The organism is Polycladomyces zharkentensis, from assembly GCF_016938855.1.
Lineage (GTDB): Bacteria > Bacillota > Bacilli > Thermoactinomycetales > JIR-001 > Polycladomyces > Polycladomyces zharkentensis.
In genome coordinates, this window is record NZ_JAFHAP010000013.1 from 1 (window position 1) to 26,439 (window position 26,439).

Annotated in this window: 23 protein-coding genes; 4 read left to right on the top strand and 19 right to left on the bottom strand. The window is 53.4% G+C overall.

Annotated features, from left to right (window positions below; genetic code table 11):
- Positions 1 to 268: 268 nt before the first annotated feature.
- Genes sufB through sufC form a run of 5 tightly spaced genes read right to left on the bottom strand, consistent with a single transcriptional unit; the run spans position 269 to position 5,473 of the window.
- Positions 269 to 1,693: a Fe-S cluster assembly protein SufB gene (gene sufB / locus JQC72_RS13355; RefSeq protein WP_205496518.1), complete on the bottom strand. Its 1,425-nt coding sequence runs from the start codon at positions 1,691 to 1,693 to the stop codon at positions 269 to 271.
- Between the two features lie 22 nt (positions 1,694 to 1,715).
- Complete coding sequence (gene sufU / locus JQC72_RS13360) at positions 1,716 to 2,156, bottom strand: Fe-S cluster assembly sulfur transfer protein SufU (protein WP_205496520.1); 441 nt, start codon at positions 2,154 to 2,156, stop codon at positions 1,716 to 1,718.
- Positions 2,143 to 3,363 carry a cysteine desulfurase gene (locus JQC72_RS13365; protein WP_205496522.1) on the bottom strand — a complete coding sequence of 407 codons (1,221 nt, stop codon included), beginning with the start codon at positions 3,361 to 3,363 and terminating at the stop codon, positions 2,143 to 2,145. Before JQC72_RS13365 ends, sufU begins: the two co-directional genes overlap by 14 nt.
- Positions 3,360 to 4,670, bottom strand: a complete 1,311-nt coding sequence (gene sufD / locus JQC72_RS13370; RefSeq protein WP_205496524.1) for a Fe-S cluster assembly protein SufD — start codon at positions 4,668 to 4,670, stop codon at positions 3,360 to 3,362. Before sufD ends, JQC72_RS13365 begins: the two co-directional genes overlap by 4 nt.
- Positions 4,671 to 4,684: 14 nt before the next feature.
- Positions 4,685 to 5,473, bottom strand: a complete 789-nt coding sequence (sufC, locus tag JQC72_RS13375; RefSeq protein ID WP_205496525.1) for a Fe-S cluster assembly ATPase SufC — start codon at positions 5,471 to 5,473, stop codon at positions 4,685 to 4,687.
- Between the two features lie 417 nt (positions 5,474 to 5,890).
- Between sufC and JQC72_RS13380 the strand changes: the two genes are divergently transcribed.
- Complete coding sequence (locus JQC72_RS13380; protein WP_205496526.1) at positions 5,891 to 6,415, top strand: type 1 glutamine amidotransferase domain-containing protein; 525 nt, start codon at positions 5,891 to 5,893, stop codon at positions 6,413 to 6,415.
- 680 nt (positions 6,416 to 7,095) lie between these two features.
- Here the strand turns inward: JQC72_RS13380 and JQC72_RS13385 are convergent.
- Entirely contained in the window at positions 7,096 to 8,730 is a 1,635-nt protein-coding gene (locus tag JQC72_RS13385) for an APC family permease (protein WP_205496527.1), read from the bottom strand.
- Positions 8,731 to 9,279: 549 nt separating this feature from the next.
- On the opposite strand from JQC72_RS13385, the gene JQC72_RS13390 reads away from it, so the two are divergent.
- Positions 9,280 to 9,570: a hypothetical protein gene (locus JQC72_RS13390; protein WP_205496528.1), complete on the top strand. Its 291-nt coding sequence runs from the start codon at positions 9,280 to 9,282 to the stop codon at positions 9,568 to 9,570.
- 5 nt (positions 9,571 to 9,575) lie between these two features.
- Here JQC72_RS13390 and JQC72_RS13395 read toward each other — a convergent pair whose 3' ends face one another.
- The 7 genes from JQC72_RS13395 to JQC72_RS13425 form a co-directional block, all read right to left on the bottom strand.
- On the bottom strand, positions 9,576 to 10,139 hold the full coding sequence (locus JQC72_RS13395; protein ID WP_205496529.1) for a hypothetical protein: 564 nt from the start codon (positions 10,137 to 10,139) through the stop codon (positions 9,576 to 9,578).
- A gap of 340 nt (positions 10,140 to 10,479) precedes the next feature.
- Positions 10,480 to 12,006, bottom strand: coding sequence for a tripartite tricarboxylate transporter permease (locus JQC72_RS13400; RefSeq protein ID WP_205496676.1), 1,527 nt, complete (start codon positions 12,004 to 12,006; stop codon positions 10,480 to 10,482).
- 13 nt (positions 12,007 to 12,019) lie between these two features.
- On the bottom strand, positions 12,020 to 12,478 hold the full coding sequence (locus JQC72_RS13405; RefSeq protein WP_205496531.1) for a tripartite tricarboxylate transporter TctB family protein: 459 nt from the start codon (positions 12,476 to 12,478) through the stop codon (positions 12,020 to 12,022).
- Positions 12,479 to 12,493: 15 nt separating this feature from the next.
- The gene (locus tag JQC72_RS13410) at positions 12,494 to 13,453 is read right to left on the bottom strand and encodes a Bug family tripartite tricarboxylate transporter substrate binding protein (RefSeq protein WP_302104871.1); all 960 of its coding nucleotides are present in this window, start codon (positions 13,451 to 13,453) and stop codon (positions 12,494 to 12,496) included.
- A gap of 301 nt (positions 13,454 to 13,754) precedes the next feature.
- Positions 13,755 to 14,384, bottom strand: a complete 630-nt coding sequence (locus JQC72_RS13415) for an FMN-binding negative transcriptional regulator (RefSeq protein ID WP_205496535.1) — start codon at positions 14,382 to 14,384, stop codon at positions 13,755 to 13,757.
- 681 nt (positions 14,385 to 15,065) lie between these two features.
- Positions 15,066 to 15,425, bottom strand: coding sequence for an Mpo1-like protein (locus JQC72_RS13420; protein ID WP_205496536.1), 360 nt, complete (start codon positions 15,423 to 15,425; stop codon positions 15,066 to 15,068).
- 30 nt (positions 15,426 to 15,455) lie between these two features.
- The gene (locus JQC72_RS13425; RefSeq protein WP_503629804.1) at positions 15,456 to 17,417 is read right to left on the bottom strand and encodes a sigma-54-dependent Fis family transcriptional regulator; all 1,962 of its coding nucleotides are present in this window, start codon (positions 17,415 to 17,417) and stop codon (positions 15,456 to 15,458) included.
- A 445-nt stretch (positions 17,418 to 17,862) separates the two neighbouring features.
- Between JQC72_RS13425 and exaC the strand changes: the two genes are divergently transcribed.
- A complete protein-coding gene (exaC, locus tag JQC72_RS13430; protein ID WP_205496538.1) occupies positions 17,863 to 19,395 on the top strand; it encodes an acetaldehyde dehydrogenase ExaC in 1,533 nt (510 codons plus the stop codon).
- A gap of 17 nt (positions 19,396 to 19,412) precedes the next feature.
- Complete coding sequence (locus tag JQC72_RS13435) at positions 19,413 to 19,790, top strand: DUF779 domain-containing protein (RefSeq protein WP_205496539.1); 378 nt, start codon at positions 19,413 to 19,415, stop codon at positions 19,788 to 19,790.
- Positions 19,791 to 19,894: 104 nt separating this feature from the next.
- Here JQC72_RS13435 and modB read toward each other — a convergent pair whose 3' ends face one another.
- The 6 genes from modB to JQC72_RS13465 form a co-directional block, all read right to left on the bottom strand.
- Positions 19,895 to 20,560, bottom strand: coding sequence for a molybdate ABC transporter permease subunit (modB, locus tag JQC72_RS13440; RefSeq protein ID WP_205496541.1), 666 nt, complete (start codon positions 20,558 to 20,560; stop codon positions 19,895 to 19,897).
- Positions 20,557 to 21,360, bottom strand: coding sequence for a molybdate ABC transporter substrate-binding protein (gene modA / locus JQC72_RS13445; RefSeq protein ID WP_205496543.1), 804 nt, complete (start codon positions 21,358 to 21,360; stop codon positions 20,557 to 20,559). The genes modB and modA overlap by 4 nt, the downstream gene beginning before the upstream one ends.
- 556 nt (positions 21,361 to 21,916) lie before the next feature.
- Positions 21,917 to 23,431, bottom strand: a complete 1,515-nt coding sequence (locus tag JQC72_RS13450; RefSeq protein WP_205496677.1) for a DUF4179 domain-containing protein — start codon at positions 23,429 to 23,431, stop codon at positions 21,917 to 21,919.
- Positions 23,428 to 23,973: an RNA polymerase sigma factor gene (locus tag JQC72_RS13455; protein WP_205496545.1), complete on the bottom strand. Its 546-nt coding sequence runs from the start codon at positions 23,971 to 23,973 to the stop codon at positions 23,428 to 23,430. The genes JQC72_RS13450 and JQC72_RS13455 overlap by 4 nt, the downstream gene beginning before the upstream one ends.
- 177 nt (positions 23,974 to 24,150) lie before the next feature.
- Positions 24,151 to 24,339, bottom strand: a complete 189-nt coding sequence (locus JQC72_RS16620) for a GNAT family N-acetyltransferase (protein ID WP_335342471.1) — start codon at positions 24,337 to 24,339, stop codon at positions 24,151 to 24,153.
- Positions 24,340 to 24,521: 182 nt separating this feature from the next.
- A complete protein-coding gene (locus JQC72_RS13465; protein ID WP_205496547.1) occupies positions 24,522 to 26,318 on the bottom strand; it encodes a M3 family oligoendopeptidase in 1,797 nt (598 codons plus the stop codon).
- Between the last annotated feature and the right edge of the window lie 121 nt (positions 26,319 to 26,439).

A 26,439-nucleotide genomic window follows, 5' to 3' on the forward strand; every position in this document is an offset into this window, starting at 1 on the left:
GAATCTGCACAGAAAGGGAATGGAGTACCTGAGTGCAGTTTCGGCACAAGTATGACTTGTGTCGGACGGGTAGCTGTCAACCTGCCCTGATGTATCGTCACTCTAAGGTAGGAGTCGAAAGACGCTCGCACTACTGGACAGATACAAGCTCCCGCCTCTAAGCATTAGCGTAGACGGTGAGCAGTTGACTCTGACCCCCTCAATCCAATGCAAAAGGGTGACCGGTTTACAATAAACCGGTCACCCTTTTTTTGTGATGGCTACCCAATCAACCAATCGAACCTTCCATCTCCAGCTTGATGAGGCGGTTCATCTCCACCGCATATTCCATCGGCAGTTCTTTGGTGAACGGCTCGATAAAGCCCATCACGATCATCTGTGTAGCCTCTTCTTCACTCAACCCACGGCTCATCAGGTAAAAGAGCTGATCCTCGCTCACCTTGCTGACCGTGGCTTCGTGTTCCAGTGTGATGTCGTCGTTCAGGATCTCATTGTACGGAATGGTGTCGGAAGTGGATTGGTCATCCAGAATCAAGGTATCGCATTTGACGTTGGCTTTGGACCCTTGCGAGTTGCGGCCGAAGCTGGTCAAACCGCGATAGGTGACCTTTCCGCCTTGCTTGCTGATCGACTTGGAAATGATCGTCGCCGTGCAATTGGGAGCCAACGCCACCACTTTGGCACCGGCGTCCTGATGCTGACCTTTGCCCGCGACCGCGATGGAGAGGACATCCGCTTTGGCGCCTTCTCCTTTCATGATGACGGCAGGATACTTCATGGTCAGTTTGGAACCGATGTTGCCGTCCACCCATTCCATGTGCGCCCCTTCTTCGGCCACCGCACGTTTGGTCACCAAGTTGTAGATGTTGGGCGCCCAGTTTTGAATCGTGGTGTAGCGGCAACGGGCGTTTTTCTTGACGATGATTTCCACAACAGCGCTGTGCAGCGAGTCGGTGCTGTAGATCGGGGCCGTACAACCTTCGACGTAGTGTACGAAGCTGCCTTCGTCCGCAATGATGAGCGTCCGTTCAAATTGCCCCATGTTTTCGGAGTTGATCCGGAAGTACGCCTGCAACGGCACTTCACATTTGACACCCGGCGGCACGTAGATGAAGCTGCCGCCGCTCCAGACCGCGCTGTTCAAAGCGGCAAATTTGTTGTCAGACGGCGGTACGACCGTGCCGAAGTACTCCTTCACCAGTTCCGGATATTCGCGTACGGCAGTGTCCGTGTCGCAGAAAATGACACCTTGTTCTTCCAGCTCTTTTTGCATGTTATGGTAAACCACTTCCGACTCGTACTGCGCCGACACGCCTGCCAGGAACTTCTGCTCGGCTTCCGGAATCCCCAAACGGTCAAACGTCCGTTTGATCTCTTCCGGCACTTCGTCCCAAGAACGTCCTTGGCGTTCGGACGGTTTTACATAGTAGGTGATGCTGTCAAAGTCCAAGTCGTCCAATTTACCGGGCAAAATGGAGAACCATTTGCTGTTCATTTCGTTGGGCAAGGGCATTTTGTAAAACTGCTCCAACGCTTTCAGGCGAAACTCCAGCATCCACTCGGGTTCGCCCTTCATCCGGGAAATCTCCTCGACGATCTCCCGGGTCAAACCGCGCTTGGCCCGGTAAACGGCGACATCTTTATCGCGAAAGCCGTATTTGTATTCAGACAGATCCGGCAGTTCTTTCGCCATGTTCAATCCCCCCTTGTAGGGCTTAGTGCCCGATTGCCTGGGAGTTCTTCAATCCCTTCTCCAAGGCCTTCCAAGCCAGAGTGGCACATTTGATCCGTGCCGGAAACTTCGACACGCCGCTCAAGGCTTCGATATCTTCCAATGGAAACTGTTCAAAGTCCACATCTTTTCCTTGCATCATCTCTGAAAAGAGATCCACCAGGCGAAGGGCTTCTTCCACTTTCAGTCCTCTGACGGCTTCCGTCATCATCGAGGCGGAAGCCAGGCTGATCGAGCAGCCTTCGCCAAGGAACTTTGCTTCTTCTATTGTACCATCCTTCACCCGCATTTGCACGGAGACACGGTCACCGCATGTTGGATTGTTCAGATCGACGGTGACCGCGCCGTCCTCAATCCGTCCACGATTGCGGGGTTTCTGGTAATGGTCCATGATCACGCGACGGTACAAATCATCCAAGGACATGACCGAAATACTCCTTCGTTTTTTGTAACCCTTTCACCAACAGATCAATATCTTCTTCCGAGTTGTACAGATAGAAGCTGGCTCTCGCCGTGGCCGTCACATTCAACCACCGCATCAACGGTTGCGCACAGTGATGTCCGGCACGTACAGCTATGCCTTCGGCATCCAGCACCGTGGCCACGTCATGCGGATGAATGTCGCCCAAGTTGAACGTAATGACGGCCATCCGATCTTTCTTGGGACCGTAAATGGTAAGACCGTCGATCTTCTCCAACTGCTCGATCGCATAAGCGGCCAGTTTGCGATCGTGCGCTTCGACAGTGTCCATACCGATCTCCTGCAGATAATCGATGGCCGCACCGAGACCGATCGCGCCGGCGATAATCGGCGTACCACCTTCAAATTTCCACGGCAACTCTTTCCATGTGGATTCGTACAAATCCACATGATCGATCATTTCCCCGCCGAATTCGACCGGCTCCATCCGCTCCAACAGCGCTTCTTTCCCATAGAGCACACCGATCCCGGTCGGAGCCATCATTTTGTGACCGGAAAAGGCAAGGAAATCGCAATCCAAATCCTGTACATCCACTTTCATGTGCGGCACGCTCTGCGCCCCGTCGACCACGATGACGCCGCCTACTGCATGCACCATCGCAGCCAGTTCTTTGACTGGATTGACTGTGCCCAGCACGTTGGACACATGTCCGATCGCGACGATTTTCGTCCGTTCGGTGATGGTTTGTTTCGCCTTTTCCAGATCGATCGTGCCGTCCGGTTCCAGCTCAAAATATTTCAGCGTCGCGCCCGTCGCTTTGGCCGCCTGTTGCCACGGAATCAGGTTGCTGTGATGTTCCGCCGGTGAAATGACGATTTCATCGCCTTCACCCAGATGAGTCCGTGCGTAGCTGTGCGCCACCAGATTGAGAGCGGTCGTCGTTCCCCGCGTGAAGATCACTTCCTTGGTGGAACGGGCATTGATAAATCCGCGCACTTTTTCCCGTGCCCCTTCATACGCATCCGTGGCGCGGGTGCCCAGTGTGTGTACTCCGCGGTGCACATTGGAGTTGTAACCGCGGTAGTATTGTTCCACCGCCTCGATCACCTGAACCGGTTTTTGCGACGTAGCTGCGCTATCAAGATATACCAACGGGTGACCATTTACTTCCTGATGCAGAATCGGAAAATCTTTTTTATACTGGTTCATCTTCCGAATTTCCTTTCGATCACGCCGTGCAGACGTTCACGCAGCGCCTCGATCGGGATGGCCGACAGCACTGGGGACAAGAAGCCGAAAATGATCAGTTTTTCCGCTTCCTGACGCGGGATGCCGCGAGCCATCAGATAAAACAGTTGCAACTCGTCGATCCGTCCGACACTGGCGGCATGACCCGCTTTCACGTCGTTTTCATCGATCAGGAGAATCGGGTTGGCATCCCCGCGGGCTTCGCGATTGAGCATCAACACTTTTTCGGCTTGCTGACCGTTCGCTTGTTTCGCACCCTTTTCGATTTTGGTGATGCCGTTGATGATGGAAGACGCTTGGTCTTTCATCACCCCGCGCGCATTGATATCACTTTCGGTCGCTTTGCCCCAGTGATGCACGGTCGACGTGATGTTGGCGCGCGTTTCATCAGTCCCCACGGCGATGGTTTTGACGTCGACGAAGCCTCCGTCACCTTTGAGATGTGTGGTGTTATCCGAAATGATCCGACCGGTGCCGAGATCGCCGACGATCCATTCCATCCGACCATCCCGGCTAACGATCGCCCGGCGGTAGGTCGTATCCACGATCTGATCCCCCATGTTGTTGACCGTCGCCACACGAACGCGGGCTCCCGGTCCGACAAACGTCTCAATGATGCTGTTGTTGACACCGGTCGTGCCGTTTTTGTCGGAAACGAAGTTGACGACCAGATCCACGCGGCTGTTGTCTTCAGCCACCACCAACACGTGCGGCAACATCCCGACTTCCGTACCTTCGGCCCAGAACAGACTTTGGAACGGAAGTTCCACTTCCACATTGCGCGGGACGTACAGGAAGACGCCCCCCGACCACAATGCAGCATGCAACGCAGTCAGACGATGTTCATCCACCCGGACTGCATCGGTCATGAAGTATCGTTTCACCAGCTCCGGATGTTCACGCACGGCGGAGGCGAGATCCTGGAAGATGACGCCTTTCTCCGCCAGTTCACCCTGCAATTTGCGGTACACCGGGCTGGAGTTTTTTTGTATGATCACATTGTCATTCTGTGCTTCGGAGGACAGCAGGGCGCGAATCTCTTCGGGCAGTTGATCCAGACCCGACAGCGGCTCCGCCGTCGTATAGGGTTGGAAAGAAGTGAAATTCCAACGATCGATCCGCGTCTTTTCCACTTTGGGCAAATGAAGCGACGCGGCTGCTTTCAACGCATTCAGGCGAAGCTGGAGCATCCATTCAGGCTCTTGCTGGGACTGAGACAGTGTTTCGACGACGTTTTGCTCGAACAACAATCCGGTATCCACGCTCATGATCGCCACGCCCCTTACGATTGCTGCCCGACGGTTTCGTCTTCGATGCCCAGCTCTTCCTTGATCCAGTCGTAGCCCTCAGCTTCCAGCCGTTCCGCCAATTCCGGGCCGCCCGACTTCACAATCCGACCTTGCATGAATACATGGACGAAATCCGGCTTGATGTAGTTCAACAAGCGTTGGTAGTGCGTGATGATCAGAACGCCCAAGTTCGGACCCAGCATGGAGTTGACGCCTTTGGCCACCACTTTCAACGCATCGATATCAAGACCGGAGTCAATTTCGTCCAGGATGGCGATGCGGGGTTCCAACATCATCATCTGCAAAATCTCGTTCCGTTTTTTCTCCCCGCCGGAGAAACCCTCGTTCAGATACCGGTGGGCAAACGATTCGTCCATGTTGAGCATGGCCATTTTTTCATCCATTTTGCGGATGAACTTCATCAGGGAAATTTCGTTGCCTTCCCCGCGTTTGGCGTTGATGGCGGTACGCAGGAAATCCGAGTTGGTCACACCGCTGATCTCACTCGGATACTGCATCGCCAGGAACAGGCCCTTGCGCGCCCGTTCATCCACTTCCATCTCCAGTACGTCTTCGCCGTCCAACGTCACGCTCCCGCCGGTCACTTCATATTTGGGATGTCCCATCAGCGCCGAAGCCAACGTACTTTTTCCCGTCCCGTTGGGACCCATGATGGCGTGCACTTCGCCGCCGTTAACTTCCAGGTTGACACCTTTGAGTATCTCTTTTCCTTCTACGTTGACGCGAAGATTTTCTATTTTGAGCTTAGGTGCGTTCGACATATACAATTCCTCCATTGTGTCAGCACTTGTATGTTTAAACCGAACGGCGCCTGTCGGGGCGTGTCTGGTCGTTCCGGGTTTGCTGATTACCGCCGCAAGGTTTCGTAAAAAACTCTTTTCTGCCTTTGCTCGGTAACCTGATCTCGGATCGGCGAATGACCAGACTCGTCCTGGGCGCCTTCGGGAATTTCCAATGCCAGTACGTCCCGAATTCGATTGCGGGATGGACCCAGCTGATGATACGATGAAGCCGGGACGGTGAATCCAACTCTTTCTTAAACTGATTCTCATCTGATTCTCATTCTATTCTATATCATGTGCTTATGTGGATCAAGGTACAATCGTGCATGAATGAACATGATGGCCATCCATCCAAAAATCTGTCAGTTTTTAACTTGCAGGAAAAGGAGGAGAAACATGCGCCTCGCCGGAAAAAAAGTGATTGCGCTGGTGGAAAACGAATTTGAGGATTTGGAGCTTTGGTATCCCGTTCTCCGCGCCCGGGAAGAAGGAGCGGAAGTGGTATTGGTCGGCCCCCGGGCAAAAGCCGAGTACAAAGGAAAATATGGCGTACCCGTTCAGACGGATGCGGCATTTGACGACATCGACCCGAATGACTTCGACGGCATTCTGGTGCCCGGCGGTTGGGCACCCGACAAGCTGCGACGTTACGAGCCGGTGCTGAACATGGTCCGCGCGATGGATGCGGCCCAAAAACCGATCGGACATATCTGCCACGCGGGTTGGGTACTGATTTCCGCCGGCATTCTCCGTGGCAAACGAGTCACGTCGACGCCCGGCATCCGCGACGATATGGTGAATGCCGGGGCTGCCTGGGTCGATGAACCCGTCGTTGTCGACGGCCATATCATCTCCAGTCGTCGCCCGCCGGATTTGCCGCTTTACGCCAAAGCGTTCTGCGACGCATTGGCCGGAACCTGATCCATGCAACCGGTCCGTTGTATCCAGTGCTACCTTCAGAGACCGGGCGGCCGATGTGAATATTGTCCCTTGCACAAGAAAAACCGGCATCTTTACCGACCCATTGGCAAGGGTTGGTATGTTCGAGTTGAGTCCGATCCGTCCCCGCCCCGCTGTTCAACTGATCCAATCGACCAGAATCGGCGCCGCTCCTGAAAAACCACACAGCCTTCCGTTCATGAAAGCGGAAGGCTGTGTGGTTTGTACTAGAGTATGTCTGGTATTCCACAGTGCTTTCCCGGCTCGCTCCACCTGTGCCCTGCAGGGATGCAGATGATGACCGCTCCGACCCGGTCAGCGCAGGTCGCGGGCAAAGTACGCTTCGCTTTGAGAAAATTGCCCGCGATTTCAATCCTGCGCTTCCCGTGTCTTCGCTCAGTCAGGCTTGGTCAGTCGCTCGCCGGGAAAACATTGCTCCCTTACGGAATGACCAGACACGCCCTAGTGATTTGCCTCATACGGCTGAAGCACCGGAGGCACTTCCTTTGATCGTCATGGGCTTTTCGCTTCATCCGGCGTGGAAGCCCACATCCGTCCACGACGACTTCGTCCAAACCCGGGTCATTTTCGTTTCACGGGTTTTTTTGTCCGACACTCGCGTTCATCCCAACCCTGAAGGATTGGCTTTTCCCGCTCGCTCTTTATAATGAAGCCGCAGACTTTTCCGCGACATTTTCTTTTTTGCTCGCTTGGATGTACTCGGTTTCCCAAGCACTTTTAATCCCCCAATAATAGAAGACCAAGGATGAAACGGCAATCAGCACCATGTCGGCACCGTAGGGAATATAGTTGTGTCCGCCGAATTTTTCGCTGCCGAGATAGGAGATCAGCGTCATGTAGGCCAGATACACGATCAGCCACAAGCCTGCTTTCAGCTGGCGGCCAAACCCGTTCCAGTCCAATTTCGCCTGATAATAGAAGTATATCGGCAGACCCAACAGCATGATGAAGATGACTTCACCTGTCAGCGGCCAAGTCGCCCAGTACAGGATCAAAGATGCCATGATAAACGCCACCGGCGCGATGAGCACCATGCCCTTCACCTTGAGCGGCCGGTTCAGATGCGGGCCCGTATGACGCAATGCCATAACCGAGATCGGACCCGTCACATAGGAAATCAGTGTCGCGACCGAAATCACCTCGGCCAGGGAACCCCATCCGCGGAACAAGAGCAGGAACACGAACGAAATGGCCAAGTTGAACCACATCGCCGCACGCGGCACACCGTAAAGCGGGTGAATGGCCCCGAAAATCCCCGGCATGTAGCCGTTTTCCTTCATGCCGTAAATCATCCGCGCAGTGGTGGCAGTATAGGTGATCCCCGTGCCTGACGGCGAAACGAACGCATCTGCGAACAGGATCAACGCCAGCCAATTCAGGTTAAGCGCGATGGCCAGATCGGCAAACGGAGAATTCAGGTTGATGTTGGCCCAACCTTTGGCCACCTGTTCAGGAGACACCGTGCCGATAAATGCCACTTGCAACAAGACGTAGATCACACCGGCGATCAGAATCGAACCGACCACAGCCACCGGGATGGAGCGATTCGGATTTTTTGCTTCTCCCGCCAGGTTGACCGGGCTTTGGAATCCATTGAACGCAAACACCACACCGGAGGTGGCGATCGCCGTCAGCACCCCTGACCATCCGTAAGGGGCGAAACCGCCATGGTCCGTAAAGTTGCCGCTGTGGAACCCGGCGACGATCAGACCCAGCGCCGTCAATGCCGGCACGATGAATTTGAAGACGGTGATGGCATTGTTCGCCACGGCAAACAGGCGAACCGTCCAGTAGTTCAACAGAAAATACACGATGACCAAAATGCCTGCCAGGAAGAGGCCCATCGACGACAATTCTTTTCCGTCATACAGACTGCGGGCCCATTCCCACGGCCAGGAACTCATATACTGAACGGAAGCTTCCGCTTCTACCGGAATGACCGAAACGATCGCGATCCAGTTGGCCCAACCGGAAATGAAACCGACGAAAGAACCGTGCGAATATTGCGCATAACGTACCATTCCGCCCGATTGTGGAAACATCGCGCCCAATTCCGCATACGTCAAACCGATGAACATGATGGCGATCATTCCCAAAATCCAAGCGAAAATCGCAGCAGGTCCGGCAACCGACGCCGCTTTCCACGCACCGAACAACCAGCCGGAGCCGATGATGGAGCCCAAGCCCGTCATCATCAGTGCAAACGTCCCCAAATCTTTTCTCATGTTTTTTTCCGACACCGAACCACTTCCTCTCCATTGGTGATGCGTACACATCCCTTATGGTGGATACAAAAGGCAACCATGCGGGCGTTGGCTGACACACACGAATGTCGGTTCTTCTTCATTTTGAATCCGCAATAGAATGTATATTGTCTGATTTATTGCGGCAAAATGACGAAAGGTGTCATACTCAACGTTAACTAATATAACATAATCATTTGGAACCGCGCCAACACTCTGCGCTTGGAAGTGATTGACAACCCTTGTTTTTTGAAAAAAGAAAACCTGCCAAAAGGCAGGAAGAGACTGCTGACAAAGTGATCGAACTGGTTGCGATTTCGGGTGAGCCGTGTTCGCGTTCACTCCTCTTTCGGCAAGCTCCAAGGTCGCTCGCAAGAATATGACCTGACGAATAGTAGGATACAGCTATTTTCGGCTGGTAAGTTGATCCTAACCAGCTCATCAGACCGATTATAAATCAGATGTGATGATCCAGATGAAGCTCAAATGAATACGCATTTCCACCAAATCCAATCCATTTTCCTTCTTCAATTTTTTCAATTGATCATAGGTATCTTTCACAAATTGAAAAGCTTCGTCGTCATGATCGTACTGCTGTTCGACAAAATACAAAAACATATCCCAGACCGTATCGACATCCGAATATCTCAAACCTTTCGGTATATCATGGACTTCAACTTCCTTCTCCCCTATTTCCCGGAAACCATGATTCTGGTGGCGTTATTTCTCTTAACCTTGATTCGAAAAGCTTCCCTGCCGGAAAAGGCCAACCTTCACCGTATTGAAGCGATCAGACGATCCCATATGTCCTTACATGAAAAAACGAACCCGATCTCAGTTAACAAGATCGGGTTGGCATGGGATCATCAGTAGAATCCTTATTTCGTTTGCAGTTTTTTGCCGTTTTGATCGACCACAATAAATTTTTTGCCATCGAGCGCTCCTCGCTTGACGGTCATGTACACCCGAGCCGGTTCTTTCTCATCGGTCTGGAACTCGTCTTTTTCCAGCTTCACCACTACCCGTACCACGTCGGGCTGAATGACTTGAAGATTGGTCGGGGTCATTTCGTACCCTTCATACTCCGGGTTGCCGATTTGTACCAACAACACATCCTCTTCGTCCCAGGTGAAGGAATCCTCGAGATTGCCGGGATGTTTCTCTTTGGTATACACCCAAACCCCCGGCGTGGGCTGCGGGTCCGGTGCACCGTTAATCCAGTTGATCGGCTGGAACTCGATCTCCTGATACGTTTCCTGCGGAGCCGTGGCACCCTCCACATCTTCCTGATTTTGTCCGTCTTTCCCCTGGGCATCACCGGTATTCTCCGTTGCCTTGCCGTCTTTGGGCGGATTGCTGACAGCGGAAAGAAGTTGACCGCATCCGGATAAAAGACTGCTCATGAGGGCGAAAGATATAAGGATGATGAGTTTTTTTAACATATGTACCCGATTGCCTCCCATCTATGGACTCCCATACAAATTAAAATAAACCCAAAATTTGCACGCGTCAAGCAGATAACGTTAAAAAATCATCAATATCGTCAATAAGTATTATCTATTAAACTGATTTTTAATAAATATCCATATATATGAAAAAAGCCTCCCCGAAAATCGGAGAGGTCAGGTTGTTGCAATCGTTCACGGGTTCCGATCCCCCGTCTTCATCTCCCAGCCCTGCAGGAAATGCCAAGCCCCCTCCCGCACCCGGAATCGTGAGTGGTCAAACCGCTGTGTCAACAACTTCACCCGAAGAGGTTCCCTTTTGGTCCATCCGGTTGTGTCAGGCTTCCATGGAAACTTGGTCTTTCCCGTTTGAACGTTTTCGCCACAACACTACGGCCAACCATAAAGCGGCGATCAACAGAAAGAACAGCGACATCGGTTTGGCGACGAATACCGTCCAGTCGCCATTGGAAGCGGTGAGCGCCCGCCGCATGTTGTTCTCGATCATGGGTCCCAACACCAATCCCAGTACGAGCGGTGCCAACGGATAGTCGTTTCGGGAGAGCACGTATCCGATCACGCCGAAACCGATCAACAAAAACACGTCAAAGAGGTTGACCTGGACGGCATATACCCCGAAAACGGAAATGGCGATGATCAGAGGAAGCAGATATTTTGGCGGCGTTTCGATGATCTTGGCAAACAGCTTGACCAGCGGCATGTTGAGAATCAACAACATCACATTGCCGATGAACATGCTGGCGATCAATCCCCACGCCACCTGAGGATGTTCCGAAAACAGCAGCGGGCCGGGCTGGATGTTGTACATGATCAGCGCTCCCATGAGAATGGCCGTCGTGCCGGAACCGGGAATCCCCAGCGTCAGCAGCGGGATCATGGCTCCACCGGATGCCCCGTTGTTGGCCGATTCCGGCGCGGCCACTCCCTCAATCGCTCCGCGTCCGAACTTCTCGGGGTGTTTGCTCCACTTTTTCTCCAACACATAGGCGAAAAAGGAAGCCAACGTCGCCCCTGCCCCCGGCAATACGCCGATCAGGAATCCCAACAGAGAACCCCGCATGATGGGCATGGCACTTTGCCTCAAATCCTGACGCGTCGGCAACACATTTCCAATCCTGCTCACCGGCGATTCGGCCCGCTCCCGCTCGAGGATCGCCCGGAAAACCTCCCCCATGGCAAACAGTCCAACGGCCACCGTGAGAAACTCCAATCCCTGGTACAACACCGGAATATCGTAGGTGAACCGGGCGACGCCCGACACATTATCCATTCCGATGGTCGAAAGCAACAACCCCGTCACCGTCATGATCAAGGCTTTGGTCATTGATTTTCCGGCTAATCCGCTGACGGCACACAAACCCAACACCATCAATGAAAAATATTCGGCAGGTCCGAACGACAACGCCAAATCGGACAACGGTCGTGCCAGAAACACCAGTCCCACCAACGCCACCACACCGGCAACGAATGAACCGATCGCAGCAATGGACAAAGCGGCGCCTGCACGCCCCTGCCGTGCCATCTGATAGCCGTCCAACGTCGTTACGACGGAGGAGGATTCACCCGGTGTATTCAACAGAATCGATGTGGTGGAACCTCCATACATTGCTCCATAGTACACACCCGCCAACAGAATGATGGCGCTGGCGGCCGCTTCTTCCGGCGGTGCCCCGGCCGTCATCGTGGCGGTAACCGGGATGAGAAGTGCCACACCGCTCATCGGCCCAATACCGGGCAACACCCCCACGGCCGTGCCAATCAATACGCCAACGAATGCAAATAACAGATTGTGCCATTCCAGTGCCGTCTGAAATCCCCTCAAAAGATACTCCAGTGTTTCGATGGCAGTTCCCCCCTTATCCGCCCAGCCAAACCGGCAAACCGGGCAAAGTTCCTTCCAGAACCATGACGAACAACGCGTACACTCCCACGGAAAAAGCACCCGAAATCAAAAGGGTTTTTCCCCAACTCCCCCGCTCCATCGTTTGAAAGGCGACGAGCAAAAAGAGAAATGTAGACAAAATGTATCCCAATGTCTCCAGCAATGCACCGTATAATATAGTCGCCCCCAGAATCACGGCGAATCGTTTCACATCCGGGCTTTCCTTCTTCTCTGATTGCTCCGGATAGCGGAATGTCTCCATCAACAGCCGGAGACCCAGCAACGCCAGCACGCCACCCAGGATCATGGGAAAGATATCGGGTCCCACCACACTGCCGTAGGCTGTGTCGGCAATCCTGCGGCTTTCGGCTGCAAACGCCACTCCGATCAAGACGAAGACAATCGCCGCCGCCCGATCAAACCTCTTGCTCAACCGCAATCCCTCCCATCAGGGTTTGGCCATGCCCAATGCTTTTAACAACGTGCGAATCTGCTGATCCTGTTCTTCCAAAAACGCTTGGAACGATTGGGCGTCCCGATATCGACCGATCCAGTGGTTGGCGGCCAACTCCCGCTTCCAAACCGGATGATCAGATAAGGCTTTCAACTGCTTCTGCCAATATTTCACCGATTGCGGAGGCATTTGCTTGGGTCCGAACACACCTCGCCATATGGTGAATTCGGTGTTGATACCCAACTCCTTTAATGTTGGTACCGCTTTCAATTCACCGCTCAGACGATGAGGTGCGGTGACGGCCAGTACCCGTACTTTGCCCGCTCTCAGGTATTCACCGACACTGGAAGCATCGGTGGCGATCAAGTCAGCATTTCCTCCCAACAACGCGGCCATCGCTTCTCCTCCCCCGTCATAGGAGACGTATTTCATCTTTTTCGGCGAAATGCCCGAATAATAAACGGGGAGAATCGCAATCAGGTGATCCATGGAACCAGGTGCCGAACCGCCCGCCACTGTCAAGCGTTCGGGATGGGTTTGAATCACTTGCAGGACCGAGCGCAAATCGCGGTAAGGTGAATCCGCTCGGACCACATATGCACCATAATCCTCGGTCAGCTGAGCCAGCGGCGTCGTATCCCGATATCCGAACGGACTGTTGCCCTCTTTTTTCAGGTGATTGATCAGGATCGGAGGGGAATTCACAAACAGCTTATAAGGATTGGCCCGGTCTTGGGTAGCATACTCGGCCAAAAATACCGTGCCGCCACCACCCGGTCTGTTTTCTACGCTCATCGATTGATTGACCAGCTTGGATTCTCTTAGCGCCTTGACCAATGCCCGGGCAGTCAAATCCCAACCTCCGCCCGCACCGGAAGGCGCGACAACGGTAATCGGTTTTGCGGGATAGCTTCCCGCAGCCCAAGGTTTCCCGCTGCAAGCGGTTACAACCATCAGCGCCAATGCGCACACCCAAGCGATTGCCGCTTTTCTCACCAAAATTCCTCCCATCCTCTTGTTTTGTATGATATATGATATCAGAATGGATAGAAAAAATGAATATTTTAGATAAAAGATTGTCGACCAATGTTGCAAGCTTCACTTCATTCATATTTTCCCGTTCAACACGGGTAAACGGGAGACAGATGACAAAGTGATCAAACCATTCAAGGGATGGACCTTTTATTCCCTCTCGTTCGATTTCAACCACAAAAAAGCCAAAAGCCACTCTCTTTCAGAGTGGCACCAAATGATATCATTTCCGGAGAGTCCGATCGATATTTTCTTGCATCAGTCTCGCGATTTCCCGTGAATCGTACCGCTCTTCTTTTTTCATGTGCTGTACCGTTCGTTGCTGCCGATCGAGCGGATGATGCTGGTTCAGTTTCCATTTCCCCTGGATTTCCGTGATCCGAATGCGAAACCCTTTGATCCCCTTCATTCCCCGCCGGTTTGCGGAGGTCTCGAGATCGGTTGTCCAGGGGTTTTCCATGTGTGATTCATAAAAGTCGATTGTATCATACAAAATCTTTTTCAGTTGTTTGTGGTCTTCAATCAACGAAAACGTTCCGTATACATGTACCGCAACGTAATTCCATGTGGGAACAGTGTCTTTCTCTTCATACCATGTCGGAGAAACGTACGCATGCGGTCCGGGGAAGACCACCAACACCTCCCCCTCGATCTCCCGCCAATGGTGGTTACCCATAGCCATGTGACCGTACAACGCTCCGAACTCTCCCTCATCTTCCTTCAGCAGGAATGGCAAATGCGAAGCGGTGGCACGACCGTCAGTCTGTGAAAACAAAATCCCGAAACTGTTCTCCTTTATAAACCGGATCAATTTTTCCCTGTCCGTCACAGCAAAATGCTTTGGTATATACATCCCGTTCCTCCCGATGTTTCATCACGTGACTTGCTCCGCACGGCAAAATCACCAGAAGCACTCCCTTGGGCCGCCGTGGGCTACTCGCTTCATCTGGCGCGGCTACCCACATCCATCCACGATGGCTTCGTCCAAGCCTGGGTGATTTTCGGTTTTACGAATCTTTGCTCGCATCGCAGTTTGAAGTGTTTTCGCACTTTCGACTTAATGGTACCAAATTCGGCGAACTTGCGAGAGCGGAAGCCCTCCCGCGTTCGACGCTCGCTTTCATCCCAACTCTAAGCGCTGGGCACTCTCGCTCGCTCTTTATAAGGCGGATATGGTCCTTTCAAAAAATCTTGCCAGAGGATACTCGCGAAATCAACATCAAATACGCTGATCAGAAACCATATGAAACAAATGAACTGATCGGGAAGGTCACTTTATCGGAGATTCTTCGTGCGCCTCAACTTCGCAGTTGTTGGATCGGTTATTGTTTCGATCAGGCGCACAGCGGAAACGGCTATATGACAGAGGCCGTAACGCCTTGCCGTCAAGTTGCATGTACCGCATAGGAAGCGGTTGTCATGCCGCACAATATCGCTTCTATCCGCGTCCTGGAAAGGCTGGTTGTGAAAAAGAGGGCATTGCGAAAAAATGTGAAGAAGAAGAGTGGAGAGATCTTCCCATTTTGGCGATGATTTAATGAAAGGACGAATCCCGTTCGGACGAGTGCATCTCGACATGCCCAATCTTCGCTTTCTTAAGCTCCGCATCCAGTTTGCCGGTCAACATGAGGAACACCATACGAAAATCAGCAATCAACGACCACAACGGATGGCCGATCGCCGGTTTGTTTCCCTCGATGAAAAAGTGGCTGTACCACGCCAATCCGTACGCGATGACAGGCGCCAACAACAGCCACTTCCATTCCATGGTGACCAATGCCAACACCACGCACACCACCACCATGGATGTGCCCGCCGCATGCCACTGTCGCGTCTTTTTCTTGCTGTGCTGTCTCAGATAATGCAGCCAAAACGATTGGAAATCAGGGAACATGGTGAACACCTCCTCTTCTGATTGACCGATTCAGCACCTCGGTTTGAGATGGGGAAATTTGTGCAATTTCCGATACAACGTGGTACGACCGATCCCGAGAAGTCGGGCAGCCGCCGAAAGGTTGCCGTGTGCGGCTTGAATCGCCTGTGCAATGGCCCGCTCCTCGGCATCGTCGATCGAGAAAAAAGAAACGGTCTTTTCCGACCCGGACTCTTCGCGCCTCAGAGTCGGCAAGTCCTGAGGAGTGATCCAATCCACTCCGCGAATCAAACACGCTTGATAAGCCGCCTGCCGGATCACTTGCCGAAGTTCACGAAGATTTCCCGGCCAATCGTACTGTTCAAGGATGGGCCACACCTCGGCTGAAACCTTGATGGCACGTCCCAGCTCCTGCTCCACCTGCTTCAAAAAATGGTCCGCCAACAAACGCAGGTCGGTTCGCTCCCGAAGGGCCGGCAGAACCAACTCCATCTCGCGCAGACGATAAAAGAGGTCGGCCCGGAAACGACCCTCTGCGACAGCTTGTTCCAAATTCTGATGCGTTGCGGCGATCACGCGCACATCAACGGGGATCGGCCGATGAGAACCGATCCGGGTCACTTTCTTCTCCTCCAAAACACGCAACAACGCCACTTGTGAAGCGGTCGGCATGTCTCCGATCTCATCCAGAAACAGCGTCCCCCCGTCAGCCGCTTCAAACTTTCCTTTGTATCCGTTCTTTCGGGCTCCCGTAAATGCGCCTTTTTCGTAGCCGAACAACTCCGACTCCACCAGTGTCGCGGGAATCGCCCCGCAGTTGACGGCTACAAATGCCCCTTTTCTGCCGCTGGCCTCGTGAACGGCACGTGCCAGCCGATCTTTGCCCGTCCCCGTTTCCCCACGGATCAGCAGCGTAAGGGGGGAGGGAGCGATCCGAACCGCCAGCTCAAACACTTTTCGCACCTTTGGGCAATCCATCACCAGATTGGAAACAGGTTTCACCCCGTCGGATTGGCGGTCCGCCGGAGTCCGACCGGCGAGATGAATGCGAAACGTCCGTTTTCGCTCGTCTTGGACGGATTTGGCCACCCAGGAAACGTCGCTGTCTGCGAAGGACAGAATCGTCACATCCCGGTCCGATTTTGTCAGCAAAGCTTGAACATCGTCGGAATCAAACCAACGGGTCATCGGTTGACCGATGCAATCCGCCATCGGATTTCCCAACAACCTGGCAGCAGACTGATTCAACCGGGTGATCAGCCCATCCGTATCGACAGCGATCAACGGTTGACCCAAACTTTCCATCACCGCGTCCATTTCCCGCATATGCAAGACCAGTTCACGCCGGGTCTGCTGCAACAACAAACGGGCCTGACACGCTTGCGCGGCCGTGATCACCATCCCCAACGTATGGGGATGATGCAACCGGGCATCACCGCTGACATCGAGAATCCCCACCAGTTCTCCTGTCGGAGAATACAAAGGAGCCGCATAGCAGGTCAAAAACCGGTTCTCTTCACAAAAATGCTGGTTTCCCCAAACCGTAACCGGTTTGGATTCTGCCAAGGCTGTACCGATCGCGTTGGTCCCCTTCACCCGTTCTTCCCAATTGGCCCCGACATCCAGCCGGACCCGAGATGCTCGTTCGGTAAACGGTGGTTCCCCCCATTTGGCCACGATATACCCGTCCCGATCCGATACCAGAACCATGAAATCCGATTGCCTCACCTGCGTGTACAACGTTTCCAGAATCGGCTTGCAGGCCTGGAACAGATCATGCATCCGCTCCCTTCGGTCTTCCAGTTCGCCGTCGGTCAACAACTCGTCCTGCACCCTTTTGGGATCGACACCCCATTTGCGACAGCGTTGCCACGACGACACCAACATCGGGGGAAGTTCGTTTCGTTCCGGCTCCGTTTGCATAAAATCCCTCCGCGATCGACTGGGGCATGTCTGATCATCATGTCCGCTTTCCTGCTTCGCCAGGGTGTGTGTGGTGAATACTGTCCACATTGCTTTCCCGGCCGCTCCACCTGCGTCCGGATGATGACCGCTCCACCCCGGTCAGCGCAGTGACACGGGCAAAGTACGCTTCGCTTTGAGAAAATGGCCCGCGATTTCAATCCTGCGCTTCCGAGTTTTCGCTCAGTCAGGGCTTGCGTCTTCTCTCGACTTGGAAAAATCGCCGGATGGCCAGACACGTCCTGAACCAAACGTTGCCATTTCGTCCATTGACCAGACACACCCAGGGTTTTCCATGTTCGAGTATAGCGTTTATCTTCGGAAATTTCAATAGATTTAAGAAAAAACTGTTTCAAAATGAAACACCGTTACACTGTCGGAACAAAAACCGGAACAAGTGATGGCCGTATTTCGGGACGTAAGCCTTGGCATGGAACTTGCTGCATCCTGAAAAGCGGAAGCGCTATCAAACGATTTTGCGAGGAGGCTGAAAAGGATGAGCATCACGTTGTCCGGCTACAAGAAGCCCAATACGGAGGGGAGCTTGCTCCATTATCGGCCGCAGTACGAAAACTTCATCGGCGGAGAATGGGTACCGCCGATGGGCGGAGAGTATTTTGACAACATCTCTCCTGTCGACGGCCAAGTGTTTACCCGTGTTCCCCGATCCCGAAAAGAAGATATCGAGTACGCGCTGGACAAAGCACACGCCGCCAAGGAAAAATGGGCGAACACCTCTGTTACCGAACGCAGCAATATCCTGCTGAAAATCGCCGACCGTATGGAGGAGAATCTGGAGAAGCTGGCCTTGTCCGAAACCTGGGACAACGGGAAGCCGATCCGCGAAACGCTGAATGCCGACCTGCCGTTGGCCATCGACCATTTCCGCTATTTCGCCGGCGTGATTCGCGGTGAAGAGGGCAGCATGTCCGAGATCGACGCCAAAACGGTATCGCTTCATATCAAAGAACCGATCGGCGTCGTGGGACAAATCATCCCTTGGAACTTCCCGCTCCTGATGGCGGCGTGGAAACTGGCTCCCGCTCTGGCCGCCGGCAACTGTGTGGTGCTGAAACCGGCGGAGCAAACACCGGTTACCATCCTGCTTCTCATGGAATTGATCGCTGATTTGCTCCCGCCGGGTGTGGTCAACGTGGTCAACGGTTTCGGTCCGGAAGCGGGACAACCGCTCGCTACGTCCCCCCGCGTCGGCAAAGTGGCCTTTACGGGCGAAACGACCACCGGCCGCCTCATCATGCAGTACGCCTCCGAAAACATCACGCCGGTCACGCTGGAACTGGGGGGCAAATCGCCGAACATCTTCACCGAAAACGTGATGAAAGCCGATGACGAATTCCTGGACAAGGCACTGGAGGGCTTTACCATGTTTGCCCTCAATCAGGGAGAAGTCTGCACCTGCCCGTCCCGTGCGCTGATCCAAGAGTCAATCTACGACGCATTCATGGAACGGGCATTGGAACGGGTGAAAAAGATCAAAATGGGCGACCCGCTCGATCCCAACACCATGATGGGTGCGCAAGCCTCCAATGACCAATATGAGAAAATCCTGAGTTACATCGCGCTCGGCAAGGAAGAAGGCGCCAAATGTCTCACCGGCGGCAAACCGTATCAAAACGAACGCTACCCGAACGGCTTCTACATCGAACCGACCGTCTTTGAAGGCCACAACAAAATGCGCATCTTCCAGGAGGAGATCTTCGGACCGGTCGTCTCCGTCACCACATTCAAGGACGAAGCGGAACTGCTGGAAATCGCCAATGACACCTTGTACGGACTGGGTGCCGGCCTCTGGACGCGCGATGTGCATCAGGCCTATCAAATCGCCCGGAAGATTGAAGCCGGCCGCGTATGGGTCAACTGCTACCACCTGTATCCGGCACACGCCGCCTTCGGTGGGTACAAACAATCCGGTATCGGGCGGGAAACGCATAAAATGATGCTGGAACACTACCAACAAACCAAAAACGTCCTGATCTCCTACGACAAGAATCCGATGGGATTCTTCTGATCCCGGAGATGACGCGGATGGAAAGGGTCAAACGGGTGCTGGTCACTGACGAAGCCAGGCGTGTCATTCGGAGATTGCGCGAAGAACACGGCGAGCTGATGTTTCACCAGAGCGGCGGTTGTTGTGACGGTTCCTCCCCGATGTGTTTTCGCAAAGGGGAATTCCGGGTCGGTTCCAGCGATGTGTTGCTCGGAGAAATCGACGGTTGTGAATTCTACATGTCCCGTTCCCAATTCGAATACTGGCAGCATACGCAACTCACGGTGGATGTCACACCCGGCAGGGGTGCCTCATTCTCCCTGGAAATCCCGTTGGGTGTGCGCTTCCTCATCCGTTCCCGCCCATTCACGGAGGAAGAACGGAAACGGCTGGAGCCGATTCGCAACCCCGGGTGATCTGTCATCGCGGTTTGAGATGCTTTGCATCTTTACGCTTTCCCGGCAAGACTCCCCGTTCCCGATTCAGGCAGGGTCATTGGTGATCCTGCCTTTTTTTTGATTCAGGAGCGTATTTTCACCCATTGGACAATGGCCAACAATGCAAAAGAAATCAACACCGTCGATGCTACCCAGCAAGCGGCCAACCGCGTGTCACCCGATTCTACGGCAATATAAATGGCGGTTGGTATGGTTTGCGTTTTTCCCGGAATGTTTCCGGCGACCATCAGGGTCGCGCCAAACTCTCCCATCCCTCGTGCAAATCCGAGCACATATCCCGTCAAAAGCGATCGCCACGACAACGGGAGCGTGATATATCGGAAGACTTGCCATTCCCCGGCTCCCATCGATCGGGCCGCATCTTCCAATTCCCGATCCACCGACTCAAAACCGTTTTTCAGCGTCTGATATACCAGGGGAAAAGCCACCACCACCGCAGCGATCACGGCCGCCCACCAAGTAAACAGTACGGGCTGATGAAACAACCGCTCTACCGCCTGTCCAATCCAACTGTTTCGCCCCATCAGGATCAGCAGTCCAAAACCGACCACCGTGGGCGGGAGGACCAGGGGCAGAATCAACAAGGTCTCAACCGCGCTTTTTCCATAGAAAGAGCGCCCCTTCATCCACCATGCGGCCAAAAGAGCCGGAACAAACACGAGAATGCTGGCAACCCCGTTCACTTCCAGAGACAACCAAATGGGTGACCAGAAATCCTGATTCATCATGCCGGATGATGCGCCTTTTCAAATCCGTATTTTTGAAAGATTTTCATCGCTTCGGGGCCGCGCAACCATTTGTAGAAATCCCGCGTTTGTTTGGCGTGCGGAGTCGCTTTGATCACACCGACCGGATACACGATCGGTTGATGCGTTTTCGGATCAGCCACAGCAACTGTTTCTACGTCATGGGCAGATCGGATATCCGACCGATACACGATTCCCGCATCGACATTTCCCGTTTTTACATAAGCGAGCACTTGGCGAACATCACCTGCGAATACCAACTTGGATTGCACTTTTTTCCACAGATTCATGTTTTCCAATGCTTGTTTCGCGTATTGACCGGCCGGTACCGTTTCGGGTTGCCCGATGGCAATGGTTTTGACATGGGGGGATGGTAAATCGGAAAACCCGCTCACTTTCAAGCGGGAATTCTTGGGCACGATCAAAACCAATTCATTACTGAGCAAATCGGAACGATCACGCGGATCGACGATCCCTGCCCGAACCAACGCATCCATCTCTTTCGCTCCGGCAGAGAGGAACAGATCCGCAGGAGCACCCTGTTCGATCTGTTGTTTCAACTTGCCGGAAGACGCAAAACTGGTAACAAGATGGACGCCGGGATGTGTGGACTCATATCGGGACTTGATTTCTTTCATCGCATCGGTCAGACTGGCGGCCGCCAGTACCGAGATTTCCACCTGTTGTGGATGTGCATCATTTTCTCCCCGATTGCAGGCGACTGTCATGATCATCATCAGCACGACCGCAATCCAACCGAACGAATGAGCGAATCGTTTCATAGAAACCTCCAAAATGAAAATGCGTTTGATTCATGTTCCTCTATCTCATACCAATCCTATTTTAGCATGAAAAAGCCCGGCCGCTATCCGGCCGGGTGAAGTTTCGCTTTTCCGGTTCTCCGTTCGGTCGGGCTTGAGAAAGTCGCTCATCCGGGAATGCATTGCCTTTCCTTATGGAATGACCAGACACGCCCCGGGATGAGTCTGCCACCCTCACAACAGGGGAGTCTGCACCCCCCCCCCGGCCCGGTCACCTTCGCTTGCCGCTCATCCCCGCTCCTGTTTTGCGTCCGCGTCATCCGGCCGTACGAAGAAGGATTCGCTATCGTCAACAGGGATCTGAGAAAAGTGATTCTTGTTTCATACTTCAAATCATGCACCGGAGGATTCCCTTTGACCGCCGTGAACTTCCGTGACAACCCGCATCCATACACGATGGCTATACCTGTTTTCACAAGTTTTCGCTCACGATCATCCCGACTCTGAAGGTTTGGGTTTTCCGCTCACTCCTTATAAAAAGAGGATAATGGAGGAGCATTTTGATTGATTTGACCGTTTATTTCTGTTCCGGCAGCGGAATTTTCACCTGGTACTTGTACACTGTGACATCGTATGGTCGGATTCTCAGCTTTTCGGGGATTCGGTAAAGGTCCGGAACTTCCAGCACCCAGCGTCCGTTATCGTTGAGGACAAATCCCGAATACTCCTTCCCAGACTCATCATACACCAGCCACAAATTCTCTTTGGCGATGAGGAGAGTATCCTCCTTTTTCACCACGGAGGTTTGGGTCAAGTCGATCAGCAGATGGTTCGGCGTTTCCGGCAAGGTGGCGGTTGATTTGCCCAATCTCGCGTTGTTGAGTGTGTAGGCGGCGCGGCTTAGCCGGATCGTCTGCTCCCGGCCCGGAATGAATTCATACGTTTTATCGGTCAGTTCAGCCAAATAAACGGTATCAAACAGCAAATACAACGGTTTTTTCGGAAGGGGACCGAAATTGTATTCCTCTCCACCGCCGCCTCTGGGAGAGACCTGATAACGCATGACCCATTTTTCCTCATGGTGCGTGCCGGAGATCACCTTGCCGCTTTGATCCACGATCTGGTACGCAATGTGGAGTTCCGGGCGCCGTTCTTTGTGCCTGACTGCTTCTTGTCCATTCAGTCGCACGCCGGCAACAATCTGCGCACTGGTAGGTGTGTAAGTCACTTCCTTAAGTGTGAACGCAAACTTTCCGTCGGGGGTCACACTTTGCTCATCGGGCTTGAATTTTTGCACACGGGCTTTACTGAGATCCAACGGGATTTTCAACTCCCAATTTCCTTGAACGCCCTGAATCGACTTGGCCTTGACGACCAAGGTAATCCGGGAATTTTTCGGTTGGTTGAAGCCCGTTAACCGGACCATTCCCGACCGCCAATCCTTAGAAGGGCTTAGAGACTCCCCGGTATTGATCCATTTTCCCTGTGCATCAAACAATTGGGAACGAATGGCCAGATCATAACGGTCTTTGCCGATGTCGCGCACATCCAGGATTTTGCCGTCCTTCTCCACCTGGTAGATGAAATACACCTCATTGGTATTGGCCAACACTTCCGTGACCCGCAACGTATATCCCTTGTCCGTCACGCTGTAGCCGTTGCGGTATTCATTTTTCTTGATAACTTCTGGGAGTAAACCGAAATCCCGGAAAGTGGCCGTCAAATATTCCGCAAACGTAGGTGAAGCCCAAGCGGTGATTCCGACTCCCAGCATCAGGAAAACAAAAACCGCGACGGTTCGCCTCATCCACTTGAATCCGGATTTGCCTGCCCCCGACTTTTCCGATACGGCGTCACGGGCGGACTTCCCAGCAATCTTCTCCACTTCCTTCCGTACTTCCGACACAAAGGAGTCCGACAAGGACGGTTCGGCCAAAACCTCCCGGAACTGCTGATCCTCATCTTTCCACTTGTCAAGCAAAGATCGGCACGCCGGGCACTTCAACAGATGGGACGCCATTCGGCTCCTCTCCTCCGGTGCCAGTTCACCGTCCAGATACGCGAACAACACATTCAGATCGGGACATTTCATGCTCCATTCCCCGCTTTCCTGAGCGTTTCCTGTTCTCTGAGTTTCTTTCTCGCCCGGTAGAGGCGGTTTTTCACGTCATCCACCGTAATGCCCAGCACGTGAGCAATTTCCGCATAACTCAAATCATCCAAATACTTCAGCAGAAATACCCTCCGGTAATGTTCCGGCAAGTCATCGATCCGGTTCATAAGCGACCGGTATTCCTCCCGTTTCAGAACGATACTTTCGGCGCTCTCGTTCCCGGGCGGCTCCCCGTCGGTCGGGACAGCGCCCATTCTGTCGCGCTTCCGGAGTTCATCCAAGCAGCGGTTGAAGGCGATCCGATACAACCAGGTGGAAAAGCGGCGTGAAGAATCAAACCGCTGAAGGTTCCGATACACCTTGATGAACACTTCCTGCGTCAAATCCTTGGCGTCTTCCGGATTTCCGATCATCCGGAGCATGAGGCGGTACACGCGGTCCTTGTAGCGGAGAACCAGCGTATCAAACGCATCCAGGTCTCCGACGAGAACCTGCCGTACCAGGGTCAGATCATCTGACATGTCCTGCACTCCCATCTGCTGATTTCTGTGTCACCCTTGATACGTCGGAGAGTCGGCGGTTTCTCACCGGAAAAAGAAAAAACTCCGCGCCGGGAATGGCAACGGAGCACGTAACCCGATTTTCAAATATCAATTTTTCCGCAGCCGCAAGGTACTCCTCATCCGGCAGAGAACCCATCACACACGGTCTTCCCAGGGGCTATGGATCTTCGGATTCTTCCGGCCCCTCCCCTCCCGGATCAAACCCGCCTTCTCCGGCACTCGAATGGAAGCAATGTTGCGCGGCATCACTCCCGCCTCGATCCGGTGAAGCCCTTTCTCTGTGAAGGCATAACAGACAACCAACTGTATTGCTTCGGTGACCAATCTCTGGCCGGCGTTTCCGGTCGAGAAAATCTCCCGGCTTACAGTGCAAGAGATGATCCCTTCTGATCCTCGTAAGGATCACATAGCCGATCAGCCATCTGCTGTTTTTCTGAAGGAAGATGCCGAATGGACACCGTTCTCCCCGCTTTTGTTCAGCTTCGATGCACCGAAGCGTCATCCACTCACTTGGTCTCCGTCAGTTCCAAAAACAGGTCAACATCTTCCAACACCGTATCCACCGCCGACTGCCAAAATTCGGGTTGCGTCAAATCGACGCCGAGGTGTTTCCTCGCAAGATCTTCCACCGTCATGCGTCCCGTATCACGCAACAACGCCACGTATTTCCGGGCGAACGACGGCCCCTCCGCCAGTGCGCGGGCGTAAATACCCGTACTGAACAGGTAGCCGAAGGTGTACGGGAAATTGTAAAACGGTGCACCGGTGATGTAAAAGTGCAGTTTGGACGCCCACATATACGGATGGTAGACATTGAGTGCGTGATGGAAACCGTCCTTTTGCGCCTGCAACATAAGCGCGTTCAATTCCTCCACGCTGACCGGCCCCTGTTTGCGCCGTTCATAAAACCGCGTTTCAAACAGGAAACGGGCGTGAATATCCATGAAAAAGGCCACCGCTCGTTGCAATTTGTCTTCTACCAGTTTCAATTTTTCCTTGTCCGAAGAGGCATGGCGAATCGCGGCGTCCGTGACGATCAGCTCCGCGAACGTCGATGCCGTTTCCGCCACGTTCATCGCATATTGCTGGGCAAACTCGGGCAGGTCGTTCATCACATACTGATGGTACGCATGACCCAGTTCGTGCGCCAGGGTGGAAACATTGCTGGCCGTCCCTGCATAGGTCATGAAAATCCTGGATTGGCGGGAAAGTTTGAAGCTGGTGCAAAAACCGCCGGGTCGTTTTCCGGGACGGTCTTCCGCCTCAATCCAACGGTTTTCAAACGCATGACGGGCAAACTTCGCCATCTCCGGATCGAAGTGTCCGAACTGTTCCGTGATGAAATCGGCGGCCTCATCATACGGGATTTGTTTTTCCTCGCCCGGAAGGGGAGCACTCAAATCGTACCAGCTGAGAGCGTCCACTCCCAGCAACAACGCTTTCCGGTCCATGTAATAAATCAGGCGGGGTTTGTTTTTTTCGATCACTTGCCACATCGTCTCCAAGGTTTCGGCCGACATCCGGTTGTCGTCCAGCGGCTCTTTCAACACCGAATTCCACCCCCGGTGCCGGTACAGATTCAAGCGATATCCCGCCAAATGGTTGAGTGATGCGGCACACAGCTCCGCCTCCTGAGACCATGCTTTCTCCAGCGCGGCAAAAGTGGATTGGCGCACACGACGATCGGGGTGGGACAACCGGTTGGATGCCTGCCCGACGGAGAGATGAACGGTTTTCCCTTTCTCCTCCAGGGGAATCTGCATCCTGCCGACGACAGTGTTGTACAGTTGCCCCCAAGCATGGTATCCGTCAACGGACAAATCTCCCGCCAAGGTTTCCATCTCGGGAGAAAGTCTCTCCTTGGCATGCTGACGCCGTTCTTCCAGGAAAAAGGCGATCGGCTGAAGTCGTTCATCTTGCAACAATACGGTCCAATCGGAATCCGGCACGTTCAAGAGCGCGTCGTCCATCGCCGTCATCGCGGCCCGGTAAGCGGCCCCCAATTGCGTCAGTCGCCCCCGCCACAATTTCGCCTTTTCATCCTTCACATCCTGAGCGGTCAGACAACTGACAAAAGCGTTCGCTTGATACAACCGACTGGTGGCTTCCTGCGCACGGGTCAATGTCTCGTGCCAACGATCCGGGTTCGCCGGATTGAGTTTGGCCAGTTTCATGATATCCCGTTTCAGTTCATCCATTCGCCGCGACAGGTCGCTGACGAAATGTTCAAACTGAGGAGACGCACTCCCCCCTGGAAAAAAGCAATCCAAATCCCATTTCAATTCATATCTTTGTTTGCCCATGTCATCACCCTTCTCGCTGATTTCCCATCCTTCATCTCATCCGATGCTCTCCATGTGTCTCCAGAGCGCCCGGTGAATACTGTCCAATTGCTTTCCCGGCTCGCTTCACCTGCTTCCTGCA